Origin of the sequence: Escherichia sp. Marseille-Q3837, assembly GCF_916618735.1 — a bacterium.
GTDB classification, from domain to species: domain Bacteria; phylum Pseudomonadota; class Gammaproteobacteria; order Enterobacterales; family Enterobacteriaceae; genus Escherichia; species Escherichia ruysiae.
Window position 1 is genome coordinate 1,347,359 of record NZ_CAKAKC010000001.1, and the last position, 19,269, is coordinate 1,366,627.

Consider the following 19,269-nt stretch of genomic DNA (forward strand, 5'->3'; position numbering starts at 1 on the left):
GCTTAATCTTTGCTTATTGGTGCATCTAAAGGATAGGGGTTTTTATGCAGTCGGTTGTAGTTCAGTGTGTACATTGCGGTGATCACCATCAGCGTGACGAATGACCACATGACCTCTTGTGCGCCAGAACCGACTACCGCCCAGATGCAGTAAAGGAAGGCGATAGTGGTGATGGCCAGATACGCCGGACGCGCTTTACCAAAGTGACCGTGGCCTAAAAGCAGTAAAGCGGCACAGGTATAAAGATAAGGCACCAGGGTAAAGATTACCGATACGGAAGAGACCAGACCGAACTCTTTGGTTGCGTTTGGCGAAATGCTGCTGAACTGGAAGATAGTCATCAGGATACCGACGATAATCAACCCGGCTACCGGTGTGCCTGCTTTGTTGACGCGGGCAAAAATCGGTGGGAACAGACCGTCATCGGCAGCGGCTTTCGCCGTTTGCCCGGCCAGTAGTGTCCAGCCACCCAGCGAACCTAAGCAACCAGCCGCCGCACAGAAGGAGACAATGGCTCCTGCGGTATCACCCAGCGCCATCCGTGCAGCATCACCGAAAGGTGAGGCGGAAACGCGCAGTGCGGCGTTGGGGATCATCCCCATAATCGCGGTGGTCGAGAGCACATAGCAAACGGCGGCAATCAATACCCCGCCAATGGTGGCGATAGGGACGTTGCGTTTCGGGTTTTTCACCACACCCGCTGCAACAGACGCACTTTCCACCCCGATAAATGACCACAGCGTAACGTTTAAGGTGCTTTGAATCGCGCCGAAGGTGCCCAGGCCGCTGACGTTCCATGCCGCCATATAGGTTTCTCCGTGGAACCAGAACCAGCCGAATACGGCAATCCCGACGATTGGAATCAGCGCCAGCACGGTAGCGACGGCCTGCACGCGGGTGATCATTTTCGGACCGACGATATTAAGCAGAACGAAGATCCACAGCACCACCACGCAGGTGATGGTTAATACCCACGGATCTTTGAGGAGCGGGAAGAAATAGCTCAAATAGCCGACGCCAATGACCACCATGGCGATATTGCCGATCCAGCAGGCCAGCCAGTAGAGAACGTTGGTTTGATATCCGAGAAAAGGACCAAAACAGCGGCGCGCGTAGGCATATGAACCGCCAGGGCTGGGATCGAGGAACGACATTTTGGCGTAGACCATCGATAAAGCCAAAGCACCGATAATCGTCACCAACCAACCATATATAGCAATACCGCCAGTCGAGGCCAGGTTTGCAGGTAACAGAAAGACACCTGACCCCATAATATTCCCCGACACCATCAGAGTAACGGGGATTAAGCCCACTTTGTGAGCATCAGCATCCGAAGACATAATTAAACTCCTGCGAAGGCGAGCTTCGTGACAATAAATTACGTCATATCATACGCCTGCATTCGCGCATTGAATTATCGTCAGTCGGGTTATCGCTGATGCCGTTATTAATATATCTCTTTGTAAAGGTTATAAATCAGGCGACAGAACGTTCTCTGTGTTGGCTAACATAATGGAGTGGCGTCATGCCATAGAAGTCTTTAAATACAGAAATAAAGTAAGACGTGCTGTTGTAGCCACAGGACTGTGACACCTGTGAGATATTTTTTCCATCCATCATTAATTCATTTACAGCATAACGCATCCGGCAGGTGGTTATTATTTGGCTATAACTGGTGTTTTCGCTTTTCAGCTTTTTCTTTAACAAACTTGGGCTAAGACATAAACAACTGGCTACCATACTAAGATTCCAGTCTTTATGGATATCGCTTTCAATGATTTGATAAACGCTGTCGCTAACACAATTACGTAACATATACATAAGTAGAGAAAGGAATTTTTTACTGTCGAGAAAGCGAGAGAGCACAGTGAATAATAATGCACGTGTTCGTTCTTTTTCCGACTCTGTTTCAGCAGGCTCTGTGCTATGTTGCGCTGCAACGCGAAACACCTCTGGTGTAAGGCATGGCAGGGAAATAATCGGTGTGGCGCTACGTTGCCAGACCGGTATTTTCGAGAGATCTTTATTCAGAAAACGGAGATAATCTTTGATGATGTCGAGGCTAATATAAGCAATCAAAGTGTTATTCAGAGAGGAGGCGTCGATAATATTATTTTCACAACTTAATAACGCCATATGGTTAGCTTTTAAACTTATAGGCTCTTTCCCATTCACTCTTAGCCAGACATCTTTTTCAGTTAATAAAACTATACAAGGTTGGTTGCTGCAAATCCTCATACATGTACTCCTGAAATGCAAAGAAAAATAGTGGATCTCGCCAACATAGAGAGATACCGGGAACGGGTTATATAATTGTATGACGAATCAAAACATGCATAAAAATAACGTGTTTTACTAATATTACAAATTTTTATAGTAATTTCTCATGTACAAAAAATTTTACAGAGTAAATAAGGGTAAATAATAAACAAAAAAAGCGCGGGGTGGGACCGCGCAAAAAGCATGACATTTTTGTTTGCAGCAATTTTTATGAAAACGTTGCCATACTCAAAAGGCCTCAGGCCAGGCGGCGTAATGTTATTAAAACAATTACGCCTTCAGCGGAATAGTGGTTACGCTTTCACACACATTACGTGGTAAATACCGTCAATAATTTCAGTACCTTCAGTTTCGTGTTCAAATCCAGGGAAATGATGATCCCAGGATTGCAGCGAGCGTAAATAACTTACCTGCGGACTGTTTTTATCGCCGAAGTTTTCACCAGACAGCAGCATCGGGATTCCTGGCGGATACGGGATAACTGAGTTCGCCGCAATGCGTCCTGGCAGATTTTCAATGGATACCAGCTCAACGTTGTTGTCGACAATCGCGTTGTACGCTTCACGCGGAGTGATTTCCGCCACCGGCAGGCCGGAATAGGCTTCGTTCAACCGTGCTCCTGGGTTGTTTTCTTTCAGCCAGGCAAACATTTTGTCACCCAGATCGTGAATCCCCATGTTCGCGTAAGTGTCAGGATATTGTTCAACAAGTTCCGGCATCACCTGCGCCAGTGGTGTGTTGGCGTCGTAGTGGCGTTTGAAGGAACAGAGGGTGTTAACCAGAGTTCCCCATTTCCCTCGGGTCACGCCCATTGAGAACAGGAACATAATCTGGAAATCGGTGGTGCGAGTTGGCACGATGCCGTGGTGGCCAAGCCATGCGGTAACCAGTGCGGCAGGTACGCCTGTCTCTTCCAGTTCACCGTCTTCACCCATCCCCGGTGCGAGGATGCTGACTTTAATCGGGTCGAGCATACTCCAGTTGTCCGGGATATCTTTAAAGCCGTGCCAGCTTTCGCCCGGATGCATTACCCAGCAGTCCTGAACGGTGGTCAGCAGTTTGCGCGGCGCGTCAGCAAAGTCATAGGTTTTGCCGGTTTCCGGATCGGTAACCATTTCTTTATTCCACGGTTTAAAGAACCAGCTACCTTCGTCAGTAAACTCTTTATACAACCGTGCCATTGCCTGGCGGAAATCGACCGCTTCGTCGATCACTTCCTGAGTCAGTGACAGACCGCTGTTGCCGTCCATCATTGATACAGCCACATCGTTTGATGCGCAGATGGCATACAGTGGGGAAGTGGTGGCATGCATCATGTATGCCTGATTAAAGCGGGAGAAGTTAATCGCGCCCCGACCTTCACGTACATGAATATAAGACGCCTGCGACAGCGCATTCAGCAGTTTATGTGTGGAGTGGGTAGCGAAAACGGTTGGGCCATTGTGATCGCCCGGTTCACCGCGCATTGCATAGTGATCGGCATAGATTGGGTTAAACCGTGCGTAGCCATACCAGGCTTCGTCGAAGTGCAGACGGTCAGAGGTTTTTTCCAGCAGATCCTGCGCGTCTTTGGCGTTATAACACACGCCGTCGTAGGTGCAGTTGGTCACCACGCAGTAAGACGGTTTTTGCCCGACTTTGTCTTTAGTCAGCGGGCTTTCGCTGATTTTCTTCTGCAAGGTTTCAGGCTGCATTTCCTGCGGGTAGATTGGCCCGATAATGCCGTAGCGGTTGCGGCTTGGCACCATGTATACCGGTTTCGCGCCAGTCAGCATTAAGCCTTGTTCAATGGATTTGTGGCAGTTACGGTCAACAACGACCACGTCGTTATCCGTCATGCAGGCTTGCATGATGGTGCGGTTAGAACCTGAAGTGCCAACAACGACTGACCAGGAGCGATCGGCACCAAATACGCGCGCGGCATATTTTTCACTTTCGCCAAATGCGCCAGTATGGTCGAGCAAAGAACCGAGAGAAGTTCGTTCAATACCCATATCGGTGCGGAACAGGTTTTCACCATAATAGTCATGGTAGAAACGTCCGGCTGGCGTTTTAGTGAACCCCACACCGCCCTGGTGACCCGGCGCGGCCCAGGAATACTCATGGATGTCGCTATATTTCATCAGCGCGCTGAACAGTGGCGGTAACAACTGTTGACGGTAGCGGGTCATCGCGGCGATGGCGCGCCCGGCAATAAAATCGGCAGTATCTTCCAGAATCCAGGCGAATTCATCGACAAGCTCCAGCAGGTCGCGATCCAGCGCGGCGATTGATTTTTCCCGATCGCCTAACAGGAATACCGGCACGTTTTGCTGGCGTTCATGAAGTTTACCGATCAATTCTCTGACGTTTTGATGTTCGTCCGGATGCTCCATTTGATAACTGAACATCAGACAATCAATGGCTTCATTTGAAGAGAGAATGGCAAAACCATCATCAAATGAGGTTGATTTAATGACGGTAACATTTTGTTGACTCAAGGCATTCGCCAGACGCTCAACGGCGCTACCGACCCAGGTGTCCTGATGTAGAAACTCGCTTTCAACAATTAATACTTTCATCATTGTTTACCCGGTTGTGAAGGAATCTTCGTTGCGGGCAAGTATCTTCCGGGCATTTCAGGCTGTAAAGCGATTGAAAAATAAACGTTTTTAATTTTTTATTATTATAAACAGAAGCTTATATTAATTTTTCAATTAATTTTCAATGTTTATTATCGACAGCTAAATTATTTTTTTGGCTGATACTGATATCGTTTTTAACCGGGAAGCGTCTGGCGGCGTTGTTGGCTAAGTTTGCGGTATTGTTGCGGCGACATGCCGACATATTTGGCGAAAGTACTGTAAAAACGACTGCTCGAACGAAAACCTGCCGTCAGGGCAATATCGAGAATACTTTTATCGGTATCGCTGAGTAACGCGCGAACGTGGTTGATGCGCATTGCGGTAATGTACTGTTTCATCGTCAACTGCATGACTCGCTGAAATATCCCCATCGCATAGTTGGCGTTTAGTTTGACGTGCTCAGCCACGTCGTTGATGGTCAGCGCCTGGTCATAGTTTTCTGCAATAAAGCCCAGCATCTGGCTGACATAAAATTGCGCATGACGCGAGACGCTGTTTTTGTGCGTGCGCGAGGTTTTATTGACCAAAATCGGTTCCCAGCCGGAGAGGCTAAATCGCTTGAGCATCAGGCCAATTTCATCAATGGCGAGCTGGCGGATTTGCTCATTCGGGCTGTTCAATTCCTGCTGCCAGCGGCGCACTTCAAAGGGGCTAAGTTGCTGTGTCGCCAGCGATTTAATCACCATGCCGTGAGTGACGTGGTTTATAAGGTCTTTATCCAGAGGCCAGGAGAGAAACAGATGCATCGGCAGATTAAAAATCGCCATGCTCTGACAAGTTCCGGTATCGGTTAGTTGGTGCGGCGTACAGGCCCAGAACAGCGTGATATGCCCTTGATTGATATTCACTTGTTCATTGTTGATCAGGTATTCCACATCGCCATCGAAAGGCACATTCACTTCAACCTGACCATGCCAGTGGCTGGTGGTCATGACATGCGGCGCACGAAATTCAATCTCCATTCGCTGATATTCCGAGTACAGCGACAGCGGGCTGCGGGTCTGCTTTTCATCACTGCTGCACATAAACGTGTCTGTGTTCATGGATGGATCTCTTTCCTGGATTATCAGAATTATGTCATGAGTAGCTGAGGATGACTGCGAATGACGACACAAAACATAAAGAGAGAGGATTTTATAAGGGCTAATTACTCTGTTTTTCAGTCAATTTAGTCCCAAAAACTCATATTTACTGCTAAGTAACCCTGGATCTGAGCTTTTGGGAATGCTCAACGGGGAAGCCGGAGGTTTTCTGCGACATCGCCTGCCATGATGAAATCATTCAAGCAAGCCTGGAGACCTGAATGATGTCTGCACCCAAAATTACTTTTATCGGCGCTGGTTCGACAATTTTCGTAAAAAATATTCTTGGTGATGTGTTTCATCGCGAGGCGCTGAAAACGGCGCATATTGCCCTGATGGACATTGATCCAACTCGCCTGGAAGAGTCGCACATTGTGGTGCGTAAGCTGATGGATTCAGCAGGAGCCAGCGGCAAAATTACCTGCCACACGCAACAGAAAGAAGCCTTACAGGATGCCGATTTTGTCGTGGTGGCATTTCAGATTGGTGGTTATGAACCTTGCACGGTGACTGATTTCGAGGTCTGTAAGCGCCACGGTCTGGAACAAACTATTGCCGATACGTTGGGGCCGGGCGGCATTATGCGCGCACTGCGTACCATTCCGCACCTGTGGCAAATTTGCGAGGACATGACGGAAGTCTGCCCCGATGCCACCATGCTCAACTACGTTAACCCGATGGCGATGAATACCTGGGCGATGTATGCCCGTTATCCGCATATCAAACAGGTAGGGTTGTGCCATTCGGTGCAGGGAACGGCGGAAGAGCTGGCGCGCGATCTCAATATTGATCCCGCCACGCTGCGTTATCGTTGCGCGGGTATCAACCATATGGCGTTTTACCTGGAGCTGGAGCGCAAAACCACCGACGGCAGTTACGTGAATCTCTACCCGGAACTGCTGGCGGCTTATGACGCAGGTCAGGCACCGAAGCCGAATATTCATGGGAATCCTCGCTGCCAGAACATTGTGCGCTATGAAATGTTCAAAAAGCTGGGCTACTTCGTCACGGAGTCGTCAGAACATTTTGCCGAATATACGCCGTGGTTTATTAAGCCAGGCCGTGAGGATTTGATTGAGCGTTATAAAGTACCGCTGGATGAGTACCCGAAACGCTGCGTCGAGCAGCTGGCGAACTGGCACAAAGAGCTGGAGGAGTATAAGAACGCCTCCCGGATTGATATTAAACCATCACGGGAATATGCCAGCACAATCATGAACGCTATCTGGACCGGAGAGCCGAGCGTGATTTATGGTAACGTCCGTAACGATGGCTTGATTGATAACCTGCCGCAAGGATGTTGCGTGGAAGTGGCCTGTCTGGTTGACGCTAATGGCATTCAGCCGACCAAAGTCGGTACGCTACCTTCGCATCTGGCAGCCCTGATGCAAACCAATATCAACGTACAGACGCTGCTCACCGAAGCCATTCTCACCGAAAACCGTGACCGTGTTTACCACGCTGCGATGATGGATCCGCACACCGCCGCCGTGCTGGGCATTGACGAAATATATGCCCTTGTTGACGATCTGATTGCCGCCCACGGCGACTGGCTGCCAGGCTGGTTGCACCGTTAAGGGGTAATCGCGTCCGGCGCTTTGGTGATTAAGCCATAGCGCCGTAACTGGCGGCAATGAGAGCGAGCGAGCAATATCACCGTAGTTAATGCGCCAAGCAGCGCGCAGAACATATCGGATTGCGTGTCCCACTGGTCGCCCTGGGTGCCAAGAAAATCATCCGCTCCCTGACCCATCGCCAGTGCCGCCCACCACTCGATCAACTCATACATGGCGCTTATCGCCAGTGCCACGCAGCAGACCAGAAACGCGACCATTTTACGTCCGCGCACGTACATCCCACGCACGAGGATTTCTCGTGCTACCAGTGCAGGCACCAGTCCCTGGAAAAAATGCCCCAGCTTGTCATACGGATTACGGCTCAATCCCAGCCATTCCTGCACGTCAAAACCGATGGGGACTTTCGCGTAGGTGTACTGACCGCCGACCATCAGGATGATGGCGTGAAAGAAAATCAGTGCATAAAGCAGTGGCGTTAACGGATAACGTCTGGCGGTGGTAAGCAGCAACGGTACGACAATAATTACCGGCGTCACTTCCATCAACCAGGTGAGTTTGTCATGGGCCGAAATTCCGGTGTACATCAGGATTAACGTCAGCGCCAGTGCGCCAGTGTTAAGAACTAACGGCTTGAGTGTGCGGGTCATGGTGAGTTCGCAAGTCAGGGAAAATACTGACTATTCACCAGCAAGCGTGAAATTACAATCGCAAAAGAGGTGGCCCAGGGGGATCACCTGGCAGTATGCCGCCAGGCGCTGGGCCAAAGAAGTTACTTAGTGCAGTTCGCGCACTGTTTGTTGACGATTTGCTGGAAGAAGTCGTTGCCTTTGTCATCGACCAGGATAAACGCCGGGAAATCTTCTACTTCGATTTTCCAGATAGCTTCCATACCCAGTTCCGGATAAGCGACACATTCCAGATGCTTAATGCTCTGCTGTGCCAGCACTGCCGCCGGGCCGCCAATGCTGCCGAGGTAGAAGCCGCCGTGTTTATGACACGCGTCGGTGACTTGCTGACTGCGGTTACCTTTCGCCAGCATGATCATGCTGCCGCCGTGGGATTGCAGCAGATCCACGTAAGAGTCCATACGGCCTGCGGTGGTTGGGCCTAAAGAACCCGATGGATAACCGGCTGGCGTTTTTGCCGGACCTGCGTAGTAGATCGGATGATCTTTGATGTACTGCGGCAGCTCTTTACCGGCGTCGATCAATTCTTTCAGCTTGGCGTGCGCAATATCACGACCAACGATAATGGTGCCGGTGAGTGACAGACGAGTAGAGACCGGATACTGCGAAAGCTGGGCGAGGATCTCTTTCATCGGACGGTTGAGATCGACTTTCACCGCGTCGCCTTCACCCGCCTGACGCAGTTCTTCCGGAATGTACTGGCCTGGATTGTGTTCCAGTTTTTCGATCCAGATGCCTTCGCGGTTAATTTTTGCTTTGATGTTACGGTCAGCGGAGCAGGAGACGCCCATACCCACCGGGCAGGATGCGCCGTGACGAGGCAGGCGAATCACGCGGATGTCGTGAGCGAAGTATTTACCACCAAACTGCGCGCCGAGGCCGAGCTTCTGAGCCTCGATCAGAAGTTCTTGTTCTAACTGGACATCGCGGAAAGCCTGACCGTGTTCGTTCCCTTCAGTCGGCAGCTCATCGTAATAGTGAGCACTTGCCAACTTGACGGTTTTCAGGTTGGTTTCCGCAGACGTGCCGCCAATCACAAACGCGATATGGTACGGCGGGCAGGCTGCGGTGCCGAGAGTACGCATTTTCTCAACGAGGAAGTTTTTCAGTTTACCCGGAGTCAGCAGGGCTTTGGTTTCCTGATAGAGATACGTTTTGTTGGCAGAACCGCCGCCTTTGGCGACGCAGAGGAATTTGTACTCGTCGCCATCCACTGCGTACAGGTCGATTTGCGCAGGCAGGTTAGTGCCGGTGTTGACCTCTTTGTACATGTCCAGCGGTGCGTTTTGTGAATAGCGCAGGTTATCTTCGATATAAGTGTTATAGACACCTTTTGATAAGGCTTCTTCATCACCGCCGCCGGTCCACACTCGCTGACCTTTTTTACCGACGATGATCGCGGTGCCGGTATCCTGGCAGGTCGGCAATACACCTTTGGCGGCGATTTCGGAGTTTCTCAAGAATTGCAGCGCCACATACTTATCGTTTTCGCTGGCTTCAGGGTCATGAAGAATAGAAGCTACCTGTTGCTGGTGTGCCGGGCGGAGCATGAAAGAAGCGTCATGGAAGGCTTGCTGCGCCAGCAAGGTCAGGGCTTCAGGTTCCACTTTCAGGATGGTTTCGCCGTTAAATTCGGCAACACTAACGTAATCGGATGTGAGCAGATAGTACTCGGTATTGTCTTTCCCCATCGGGAAAGGCGCCTGATAAATAAACTCTTTATTTGACATAGCTTCCAGCCTGTAACTCTGTATTTGTTATACGAAAATGGCGTGCCGCACAGCGACGGGCAGCACGCAGAGTGCAATTACAAGAACCCGTACATCGCAGCGAAGATCCAGCCGAAGACGCACGATACGCTCACACCAATCAACCCTGGCAAAATAAAACTGTGGTTGATGACGAAGCGGCCGATGTGGGTGGTTCCGGAACGGTCAAACTGAATCGCTGCCAGATCGCTCGGATAGGTCGGCAGGATGTAATAACCATAGCAAGCCGGTGCTGAAGCCACGATGTATGCCGGGTCAACGCCAATCGCCAGTGCAACCGGAACAATTGCTGCCAGTGCAGCGGCCTGGGAGTTAACAAATTTGGAGACCAGCAACAGAACAATGGCATAAGCCCACGGATACTCTTTCACCATTTCGCCCAGTACGCCCTGAATTTCAGACATATGCGCACCGAACATGGTTTCGGCCATCCACGCGATACCGTATACCGCCACGATGGCAATCATACCGGAACGGAAGACTTCATTTTTTGAGATGGACGCGGGATTGGTTTTGGTCAGGATAATAATCAACGCCCCGGTCAGCAGCATAAACATCTGGATAACCAGTACCATCGACAGCGGCTTGCCGCCAAAAGACGGACGCAGGTCAGAATCAGCACCAAGAAGTGCGACCACCGCGATTGCCCCGAGGAAGATCCACATTGCCAGCCAGTTGCTTTTCGGTAGTTTTTTATCCAGCAGCGTGGCGGTGTCACCGTAAACGTACTCACGGTTTTCCGGTACGGAGATGAATTTCTGGAACTCTTCGTCTTTGTCCAGATCTTTACCACGGAACCAACTGAAAATACCGATCGCCAGGATACCTAACAAGGTAGAGGGGATGGTAATCGCAAGCAGGTCGAGGAACTCAAGGTGACGACCATCAAAGGTTACGTTCCCCAGCATTGCGACCAGCGATACTACGGCAACCGACACCGGACTGGCGATAATCCCCATCTGCGCGCCGATAGAGCTAGCCGCCATTGGGCGTTCCGGACGGATGTTGTTCTTAATCGCAACGTCGTAGATGATCGGCAGGATGGTGTAAACCACGTGACCCGTACCGCAAAGAATGGTCAGCGTACAGGTGACAAACGGCGCGACGATGGAAACATATTTCGGATTGCGACGCAGCAGTTTTTCGGCAATTTGCAGCATAACATCCAGGCCGCCGGAGGCTTGCAAGGTCGCAGATGCTGCCACCACCGCAATGATGACCAGCATGACATCAACCGGTGGTTTACCCGGCTGAAGATGGAAGACGAAGACCAGAATGACCAGGCCGATACCGCCTAATAAACCCAGTGCGATACCGCCCTTTCTGGCACCATAAAACAGACATATCAGTATTATGATAAGTTGGATGGTAAATAACATGTGTAAACCCTCGCGATAATCCCATTTAAATTCTTGCCAAATAGATCACAGCCACATTCTGTTTTGGATGAACTGTTATCAGAGACTGACTAAATATCCGTTTGGTCGTTGCTGGCTCGAGCAAATACTTCACAGTGAATATTGGCTGATTCAGGCAGCAGTAAATTTATGCACTGTGATAAGTGTTTTTTTCAGAGAAAAATACTCTCTGGCGATGGGGTTATAGTTTGTGTTTCGCAGATGTTAATGGTCTGTTTTTGCGCTATCTTGTTGATATTTATTGGTCTATTTTTTGTTCTACAGACGGATGTCATCAACTTTATAGATTATTCTGATCTACCTATTTATGGGTAAAAATACACATAATACGGGTGACATAATAGTTAATTAACTTTTGTTAGCGTTTTGAAATTAAAAACTCTATTTATCCGAATTGATATTAATTCGCAGGGGATGAAGAGGGATAATTATATTTGATCTGGCACAAGTTTTACTGATGGCTGATGTAACTTGTGCCAGTGCTGGTTTGCATTACTGCAATAATTGTTACTTCCAGATAACTAATAACGCGTTATTGGCAATATTGCTTCAGTAATGAGTAATGCTCTGCCTGAATACGGTAGCGATAAACCGGACGACCGGTGACGCCATAATGGATACTGGTAACTAAGATGTGACAATTCACTAGCCAGATCAGATATTTGCGGCAGGAAACGCGAGAGATGTTAACCTCGTTGGCCAGCTCGTCGGTTGAAAATTCATAGTCCTGGTGAGCGTCAATCCACTGGCACAGCGTGCGTAAAGTCTGCGGCGTTAAGCCTTTTGGCAGACGGCGGGTATCCTGTTCGTTAGATGAATTGCCATGAATTAGCTGATCCAGCTCGGCCTGGTCATAGTATTGATGTTTCTCCAGCGCCATTTTCTTTTGTCGCCAGCCGATGAGCGCCTCTTCAAAACGTGATGCCTGGAACGGTTTGATTAGATAATCAACGACGCCATAATGCAGAGAATCCTTAATGGTTGCGGCATCAGCAGCTGAGGAGATGACAATCACATCGCTTTTGCATCGAGCGTTGTGCAGGACAGGCAGTAAATCGAGCCCGTTTTCTTTTTGCATATAGATATCGAGCAAGATCAGGTCGATAGGTGTTTCGTTGTTGAAGATAATCTCTTTGGCTTTCTCCAGTGTCGAGGCTGTTCCGCAGCATTGAAAACCAGGGATCTGCGCCACGTATCGGCGATTCAACTCCGCTACCATTGCATCGTCATCGATAATTAATACATTGATCATTTGCTCGACCTCTCCCCATCCCAGGGTAACTGGACAAAAAATTGTGTGAAAATCCCGGGTTCCGATTCCACGGCAATGCTGCCGCCGAGATTTTCAACCTGTTGTTTGACAAGTGCCAGACCGACGCCTCGTTCACTTCCTTTTGTCGAGACACCTTTTTCAAAAATGTGATCGATTTTGTCGGGGGAAATTCCCGGACCATCATCGTTAATTTCACAGTGCAGCCAGCCGTGACGGTAGTGCAACGTAACGCTGATTTCACCACCGGGTTCTTGCCCTAATGCCTCCAGCGCGTTTTCTATCAGATTTCCCAACGCGGTAATTAACGTTGCGACTTGATCTTCACTACCGCTGTCTGGCAACTGGCTCTCACTATTTAATATCAGCGTATGGCCTAAATCGGTCGCGCGGTTAATCTTGCTGATTAAAAAACCAGCGATAACCGGAGATTTGATTTTACCCAGCAAAGAGCCAATCTCTTCCTGATAGTTGTTGGCTGTTTTTAGAATGTAATCTTCCAACTGCTTATAACTCTTCAGATGTAATAATCCGAGAATCACGTGTAATTTGTTCATAAATTCGTGGGAGCGTTCACGAAGTGCGTCGGCATAGTTGACCAGCCCATCCAACCGTTGCATTAGCTTACGAACTTCCGTTTTGTCCCTGAAGGTAGAGATGGCTCCGATGATAACGCCATTGCTGCGTACGGGTACGGTGTTGATGAGTAATAGCCGATCTTTGACGGTAACCTCTTCATCTCGTCGCGGCGTGCCGTCACGTAATACTTCCGAGACATCCACCACCTGCGACCATGCCTGACTCAGTGTCGATAGCTTTTCGTCATCCTGGGATTTGTGATAATTAAGCAGTTCTTGCGCAGCATCATTGATGAGTGTGACCTCGCCGCGCGCGTCTACGGCAACGACACCTTCCTTGATTGATTGCAGCATTGCCTGGCGTTGCTCAAACAGAGTTGAGATTTCGTAAGGCTCCAGGCCGAACAGGATGCGCTTAAGTACTTTGACTAAAATCCATGTACCCAGCCCGCCAACCAGCACACCGAATAAAATTGACCAGATAATGCTCCAGCGACTGTCATTGATCTGCTGCGTTACGCGGCTTAACTCCAGGCCAATCGCCACCACGCCGATCTGCTTATGATTTTCGTCGTAGATAGGGGTAAATACGCGTAAAGCCTGCGCCAGAAAACCGCGATTAATAGCGACATTTTCCTCGCCGTTGAGCGCCTTCAGGATGTCGTCCCCTTTAAAGAGCTGACCAATGCGTTGGGTTTCAGGGTGCGAGTAGCGAAGACTTTGCATATTGGTAACGACAATAAACAGCAAATCGTTGCGTTTACGTACAGCTTCAGCGATGTCCTGGATACCGCTCTCCTGCGGTTTTTTCTGCAAGCCCTGACGAATTTCTGGCGAGTCGGCAAGGGTACGCGCCACGGCCAGTGCCTTGTTGGCCAGCCCGTCACGCGTCATATCGCTGATTTGCGAGAAGTAAACCAGATGCACTACCAGCAGCACCGAGAACAGCACTGCGCTGACCATTAAGATCACCGTGATACTGAGTTTCATCGGACGTTTGCGTAACATGCGGCAGGGCAGTGAATGTCTCATCAGCTTCCTTGTATGACAAATTTCCTAAGCATTATCTCTGATGCTGCGGGTAATTCAAAGGGAGTAAGGGGATTGGCCATCCGGGGAAGCGGATTTGGTAACTGAAACTTCCGGTGTCGTCTGGCGATTCGAGAGCTATGCTTATAGCGAAAACCATACTTATGAGGGAGGGAAGGTCATGGATCAGGAACTACTGGACGTTGGTTATCGCTGCTATACCGGCGAAAAGGTCGATGTCTATTTCAACACCGCAATATGTCAGCATTCCGGTAATTGTGTGCGCGGTAATAGCAAACTGTTTAATCTCAAACGTAAGCCGTGGATCATGCCGGATGAAGTAGACGTCGCCACCGTAATAAAAGTGATTGATACGTGCCCCAGCGGCGCGCTGAAATACCGTCATAAATAAGTGAGGGGAAAAATGGAAATACGTGAGGGCCATAATAAATTTTACATCAATGATGCGCAGGGAAATCAAATAGCTGAAATTGTCTTTGTGCCGACCGGAGAGAATTTAGCGATTATCGAACATACCGATGTTGATGAAAGCCTGAAAGGGCAGGGGATTGGTAAACAACTGGTAGCGAAAGTCGTGGAAAAAATGCGCCAGGAAAAACGGAAAATTATCCCACTGTGCCCGTTTGCGAAACACGAATTTGATAAAACGCGTGAGTATGATGATATTCGCAGTTGAATAGATGATTTGTATCCGCCGTAAGTAATACAAATCTGTAACAATGTTGTTAATATGTTGTATGAAAATAACCCCGCACATGCGGGGTTATTAATCTAAGAACTATAGACTATTGGCATTGTAAAGTTAATTCATTGAATTTAGCTGTTTTATTTTTCAATTTGTAATTTACTTTACACTTTTGAGAAGGCTCCTCACCCCATTGTGCAATAAGAGTATCCTCTTCAGGTAACCCTGACATATACACCTGTCCTTGATCAGCAACAATACTGCTGTTAATGCTGTTTTCAGAATCTAATGTCACTACACTACCAAACGGTACTGGCTCGCCATTCTTCTGTATTAAGGTAATGATTGCTTTATTACCGACATTGACTTTAAACGGGGCGGAAACTAAAGCTCCTCGAGCAGGGATGACAGTAACATCTGTATTTAGCAGCTCGACATTATCCTTAACACTATTTACATCAAGCGAAATTTGATTTCGGTTATAGGGATTTAAATATGGGACAACGGCATATCCACGCGAGTCCGTATAAATACCTGAACCGTTCAATACTCTTACGCTGGCGGCATCACGAGCCTGAACCAGAGCACTGGCACTGTCCAGACTTAATGGCTGGGATAAGGTTAATCCATGTGGATGCAACGTAACACCACCGCTAATTCCGTATGTCCATTGACTGGACTCTTTTTGCCAGGCATAACCGCCGTTCATTTGTGCATAAGGTCCACGATAGTTAAGGTTAATGTTACCTGACTCTCCTCGGTTTTGATTCTGCCAGCCTTGCGCCACGGCATAGCTAAACTCACCATCCTGTGAGGAGCCGTTTAATCCAACCTGCTGTTGCACCTGACCATTATTCGTAATGGTATTCGTGGTTAAGAACAGGTTATTTCCATTCAGCAATGAGTTGAGCGGTACCGAAACAGATAAAAACAGCGATTTATCTGCCTCATGGTAGTACGGGCTTTTATTATACCCGAGCGATAGCATTGCCGAGATATAGCGGAATGGCAGCGAGTAACTCGCAGATAAGTTATATCCATCAGCGGTATCCCAGTACTGATCTTTACTTGCTGAGAGGTAGAGTTGTCCCCAGTCCTGAAGATCTTGATTTATCGTTGTTGATATACGAGAACGTTGATGATAACTGTTTATATTTTTCTCATCAACGAATCCACTCTGAATTTGTTGTAACTCATCAAAATCGTAGTAACCACGTGTGGCATAACGATAGCCGGTAATATTCAATGTCGTATTCGTCTCACCAAAACCACGCGAATACATAAAACGGTAAGACTGTCCTTGCTGTTTTCCTAAAGACTTATAATTCTGCGAAAATTGTGAGCGAGCATGGGTGACATCCAGGGAGAACGCTCCCAAAAAATCTGAATATTTACCCAGGCCAAGCAGAACTGCTGCATAATTGTCTGCTTTGATACCACCCCCATAAAATGTATATTCATCAGGTAATCCGATTGCTGCTGAAGACTGAACAAACTGAGGATCAGACACTCCATTATTCAAAGTAGAACTTGAGCGATATTTCCCAAATGCCAGGTTATAGCGTAAGCGTCCTTGACGTTGAAGAACCGGTAAAACAGCTGTCGCCTGAGTAAAATGGCGAATACTGCCATCTGCCTCACGGATTTCCACCTCCAGGTCACCGGTGAATATTTGGTTAAAATCGCGTAATTCAAACGGTCCAGGTGGGACGTTCTTTTGATAAATGACAACACCGTTTTGCTTGACGGATACCTGTGCTTGAGAATAAGCAATGCCACGGACAACAGGGCTATACTGGCTGAGTTCTGGTGCAATCATGCCATCATCAGATGAAAACTGTGCTCCTTCAAAAGGAAAACTGTCAAATATTGCACCATCCGTTGAGGTCTGACCTACGATAAATTGCCCTCCCTGAAGAAAAGAATAATCATGCTGTAGATAAACACTAACGGGTTGCCAGTGGCTCTCTTTATTATATGAATTTGTTGACCAGTTACCGTTATGACGAAGGCGCCATCCACCAAGGTTCAGAGAACTGTCCAGAGATAAAAACTGACTACGACTACCGTAGCCATTATTATTTTGCTTAATTCCATTAAATAGATAGTTAACCATTAGTGCTGGCATACCTTCATCCCAGAGATGTGGCGGAGTACTTAACCAATCCTGAGGTTTGAGGTAGCTTTGTGGTATATTTAATATTAGCTTTTGGTTATTCGTGTCAAAATTTTCTGAGCCCCCTCGAATAAGCTGAAGAATATTTTGTTGAGTTGGGGGGGTTATTGATGTAGAGAGCTTACCAATATCAACGCCCCAGCGATCCAGTTGTTGAGGTGTCAGTCTGGCGTTCAGCTTATTGTCCTGCGCGAAAAAATCTATCTTAATCTGACGGTCAACTAATTCCCCATTCATAACCACATCAACAGTATATTCCCCTGGAGCTGCACCACTTGCGCTTGCAAAATAATTGAGATCGATATTTTTGGCATTATCACCATCAGATAATTGCAAAAAATCGGGGTTAAATGAGAACCTATGACTATTGTCAGGTGAGGGAGATACGGCAGCGCAACTGAATACCGGACATATGATGGTGACCCTTAACAATAATAAGGATTTTTTTAATGAACCTTTCAAATTGTCCCCCGATAAAGATGATTAAATAAATGTTAAAGCGTAATGTTTTGAATCGGCGTTTCTCCGCCATAATCATTGATCGTAGAATAGCTAATTGCTTTAGCGTTTTTTTCTGGAATAATTAATGTTGAAAATGGTGAAACCATAAAATCATTAATAGATGTAATACTTTTCCCATTAATCTTTACATCATTCATGGTAATATAATATGGCGTTGGATTTTTAACATGAACTTGATTTTCTGATTTTAAAAATATCAAAGCCTTATAAGCATCATCGACTTTTTTAGGTACATTCAAATTATGCGGTCGATAGATAAGTTTAATACGATTATTTATTGCAAACTGTAACCCGGGATCTCTTTTTTCTTGTGTGTCATTATTATAATGAGAGGGTATGGCTAAAACATTAATTCTAAATACAGACTCTCTATCTTCTGGTAGAATATCATTAATTTTATTTATACGTAATTGAAAACTTTCTGACGGATTAATTCTATATAAAGGAGGTGTGATTATAAAGTTTTTAACTTTTTCGTCACTATTGTAAGCTGAAACCCATGATCTTAAAAGCCATGTTTTTTCTTCAGAATTATTGTTTATTTTCAAGGATGCGTTAGCTTCTTTTGAATCAAAGACTACGCGAGTTGCCGCCAGATTTATGCCATTTGATTGGCTAAATGAAAGGTTTGAAAATAATAATGAAATGAAAATTATTAGTCTTTTGAACTTCATAGTAATCTCTCCAACGGCATGGCTATAAGTATAGCCATGCCAAATGTTATTTATGCATAAGTAGCAGTAAACACGTAGTTAACGTTATAAGTGCCATAACTAATAGCGTTAGCATTAGTTCCAACCTTATAAGTACTTACGGTTACAGGAATAGAATAGCTCTCATTGTTCACAGTAATATTTTGAAAACTTGTATCATCTTTATTTACTTTTATATATTTTTCAGCTCCATCTTTTTCTAAGCCAACGACTAAACCATATTGCCCTTGCTCGCTGCCATTTACAACTGGGAATGTAATATAGCCATTACCACTTACTGTGTTTGCTGTCGTTACTTTAATAGTAACGGACTGACCATTACATCCTGAAAAGGTAATATTCCCTGCATTTTGAGAACCAATAACGCTGTTCTGAGCTTTCGCTGAAAAATCTGCTTTTGAAAAAGTAGGCAGTGTGACAGAGGTTGGGAAAGATACAGTACATGCTGATTCAGCAGCTGCGCCGGTGACAGCTAAAGTACCGGTGCCAATTTGAGTACCTGATGCAGGTGCCGCTGCAATAGCGGAAACAGAACCACTCGCTATTAATGAAATGGCGATAGCTAATAAGCTTTTTTTCATTATCATTACCTCAATTTAAAATCTGATAAAAAATTTACCGATGAATGAATTATAAATAGCAAACAGCAAATTTATTCCTCATTTTGCATAAGATGCATAGGAGAAACGCTTATGTTTGCTATGGACGTAGTTTAATTGATTTTTTGTTTTGAGCAATGTTGGCCTAATTGTTTTAAATTTTAACTAGCTTTTCTTGCGGTGCCTAAAATAAAAACTAAAGGTAAAAAAATAATTGCCAAAGTGATTTTTTTTGATATT

Annotated in this window: 15 protein-coding genes; 3 read left to right on the forward strand and 12 right to left on the reverse strand. The window is 46.9% G+C overall.

What is annotated here, in order from left to right; all coding sequences use genetic code 11:
- Positions 1-2: 2 nt before the first annotated feature.
- From adiC to melR, 4 genes are all read right to left on the reverse strand, one after another.
- Positions 3-1,340: an arginine/agmatine antiporter gene (gene adiC, locus LG381_RS06305; RefSeq protein WP_000093133.1), complete on the reverse strand. Its 1,338-nt coding sequence runs from the start codon at positions 1,338-1,340 to the stop codon at positions 3-5.
- Positions 1,341-1,476: 136 nt separating this feature from the next.
- A complete protein-coding gene (locus LG381_RS06310; protein WP_001217089.1) occupies positions 1,477-2,238 on the reverse strand; it encodes an AraC family transcriptional regulator in 762 nt (253 codons plus the stop codon).
- 335 nt (positions 2,239-2,573) lie between these two features.
- Positions 2,574-4,841: an arginine decarboxylase gene (adiA, locus tag LG381_RS06315; protein ID WP_077629710.1), complete on the reverse strand. Its 2,268-nt coding sequence runs from the start codon at positions 4,839-4,841 to the stop codon at positions 2,574-2,576.
- Positions 4,842-5,038: 197 nt separating this feature from the next.
- Positions 5,039-5,947 carry a transcriptional regulator MelR gene (gene melR / locus LG381_RS06320; protein ID WP_001090775.1) on the reverse strand — a complete coding sequence of 303 codons (909 nt, stop codon included), beginning with the start codon at positions 5,945-5,947 and terminating at the stop codon, positions 5,039-5,041.
- A gap of 260 nt (positions 5,948-6,207) precedes the next feature.
- Here melR and melA point away from each other — a divergent pair, with 260 nt between their 5' ends.
- The gene (gene melA, locus LG381_RS06325; protein WP_085461271.1) at positions 6,208-7,563 is read left to right on the forward strand and encodes an alpha-galactosidase; all 1,356 of its coding nucleotides are present in this window, start codon (positions 6,208-6,210) and stop codon (positions 7,561-7,563) included.
- Here the strand turns inward: melA and LG381_RS06330 are convergent.
- From LG381_RS06330 to LG381_RS06350, 5 genes are all read right to left on the reverse strand, one after another.
- Positions 7,560-8,210, reverse strand: a complete 651-nt coding sequence (locus tag LG381_RS06330) for a DUF2238 domain-containing protein (RefSeq protein WP_085461270.1) — start codon at positions 8,208-8,210, stop codon at positions 7,560-7,562. The genes melA and LG381_RS06330 overlap by 4 nt on opposite strands.
- A 122-nt stretch (positions 8,211-8,332) precedes the next feature.
- Complete coding sequence (gene fumB, locus LG381_RS06335) at positions 8,333-9,979, reverse strand: class I fumarate hydratase (RefSeq protein ID WP_000066143.1); 1,647 nt, start codon at positions 9,977-9,979, stop codon at positions 8,333-8,335.
- Positions 9,980-10,056: 77 nt separating this feature from the next.
- On the reverse strand, positions 10,057-11,397 hold the full coding sequence (gene dcuB / locus LG381_RS06340) for an anaerobic C4-dicarboxylate transporter DcuB (RefSeq protein WP_000899528.1): 1,341 nt from the start codon (positions 11,395-11,397) through the stop codon (positions 10,057-10,059).
- A gap of 571 nt (positions 11,398-11,968) precedes the next feature.
- Entirely contained in the window at positions 11,969-12,688 is a 720-nt protein-coding gene (gene dcuR / locus LG381_RS06345) for a two-component system response regulator DcuR (protein ID WP_000611279.1), read from the reverse strand.
- Complete coding sequence (locus tag LG381_RS06350) at positions 12,685-14,316, reverse strand: sensor histidine kinase (protein WP_225762153.1); 1,632 nt, start codon at positions 14,314-14,316, stop codon at positions 12,685-12,687. The genes dcuR and LG381_RS06350 overlap by 4 nt, the downstream gene beginning before the upstream one ends.
- A gap of 178 nt (positions 14,317-14,494) precedes the next feature.
- On the opposite strand from LG381_RS06350, the gene yjdI reads away from it, so the two are divergent.
- Both yjdI and LG381_RS06360 read left to right on the forward strand, forming a co-directional pair.
- On the forward strand, positions 14,495-14,725 hold the full coding sequence (yjdI, locus tag LG381_RS06355) for a 4Fe-4S mono-cluster protein YjdI (RefSeq protein WP_000371864.1): 231 nt from the start codon (positions 14,495-14,497) through the stop codon (positions 14,723-14,725).
- A gap of 12 nt (positions 14,726-14,737) precedes the next feature.
- Positions 14,738-15,010, forward strand: coding sequence for a GNAT family N-acetyltransferase (locus LG381_RS06360; protein ID WP_000405640.1), 273 nt, complete (start codon positions 14,738-14,740; stop codon positions 15,008-15,010).
- A gap of 109 nt (positions 15,011-15,119) precedes the next feature.
- Here the strand turns inward: LG381_RS06360 and LG381_RS06365 are convergent, their stop codons facing one another.
- The 3 genes from LG381_RS06365 to LG381_RS06375 are packed head-to-tail and all read right to left on the reverse strand — an operon-like array spanning position 15,120 to position 19,011.
- Positions 15,120-17,657: a fimbria/pilus outer membrane usher protein gene (locus LG381_RS06365; protein ID WP_225762154.1), complete on the reverse strand. Its 2,538-nt coding sequence runs from the start codon at positions 17,655-17,657 to the stop codon at positions 15,120-15,122.
- Between the two features lie 32 nt (positions 17,658-17,689).
- On the reverse strand, positions 17,690-18,391 hold the full coding sequence (locus LG381_RS06370) for a molecular chaperone (protein ID WP_085461265.1): 702 nt from the start codon (positions 18,389-18,391) through the stop codon (positions 17,690-17,692).
- A 50-nt stretch (positions 18,392-18,441) separates the two neighbouring features.
- Positions 18,442-19,011: a type 1 fimbrial protein gene (locus LG381_RS06375; protein ID WP_225762155.1), complete on the reverse strand. Its 570-nt coding sequence runs from the start codon at positions 19,009-19,011 to the stop codon at positions 18,442-18,444.
- Between the last annotated feature and the right edge of the window lie 258 nt (positions 19,012-19,269).

Excerpts from the sequence above, each read along its gene's own strand:
- adiA (WP_077629710.1), bottom strand. The coding sequence starts at position 4,841 with ATGAAAGTATTAATTGTTGAAAGCGAGTTTCTACATCAGGACACCTGG.
- LG381_RS06370 (WP_085461265.1), bottom strand. The coding sequence starts at position 18,391 with ATGAAGTTCAAAAGACTAATAATTTTCATTTCATTATTATTTTCAAAC.
- dcuB (WP_000899528.1), bottom strand. The coding sequence starts at position 11,397 with ATGTTATTTACCATCCAACTTATCATAATACTGATATGTCTGTTTTAT.
- LG381_RS06350 (WP_225762153.1), bottom strand. The coding sequence starts at position 14,316 with ATGAGACATTCACTGCCCTGCCGCATGTTACGCAAACGTCCGATGAAA.
- LG381_RS06360 (WP_000405640.1), top strand. The coding sequence starts at position 14,738 with ATGGAAATACGTGAGGGCCATAATAAATTTTACATCAATGATGCGCAG.
- fumB (WP_000066143.1), bottom strand. The coding sequence starts at position 9,979 with ATGTCAAATAAAGAGTTTATTTATCAGGCGCCTTTCCCGATGGGGAAA.
- LG381_RS06310 (WP_001217089.1), bottom strand. The coding sequence starts at position 2,238 with ATGAGGATTTGCAGCAACCAACCTTGTATAGTTTTATTAACTGAAAAA.
- adiC (WP_000093133.1), bottom strand. The coding sequence starts at position 1,340 with ATGTCTTCGGATGCTGATGCTCACAAAGTGGGCTTAATCCCCGTTACT.
- melR (WP_001090775.1), bottom strand. The coding sequence starts at position 5,947 with ATGAACACAGACACGTTTATGTGCAGCAGTGATGAAAAGCAGACCCGC.
- melA (WP_085461271.1), top strand. The coding sequence starts at position 6,208 with ATGATGTCTGCACCCAAAATTACTTTTATCGGCGCTGGTTCGACAATT.
- LG381_RS06330 (WP_085461270.1), bottom strand. The coding sequence starts at position 8,210 with ATGACCCGCACACTCAAGCCGTTAGTTCTTAACACTGGCGCACTGGCG.
- LG381_RS06375 (WP_225762155.1), bottom strand. The coding sequence starts at position 19,011 with ATGAAAAAAAGCTTATTAGCTATCGCCATTTCATTAATAGCGAGTGGT.
- dcuR (WP_000611279.1), bottom strand. The coding sequence starts at position 12,688 with ATGATCAATGTATTAATTATCGATGACGATGCAATGGTAGCGGAGTTG.
- yjdI (WP_000371864.1), top strand. The coding sequence starts at position 14,495 with ATGGATCAGGAACTACTGGACGTTGGTTATCGCTGCTATACCGGCGAA.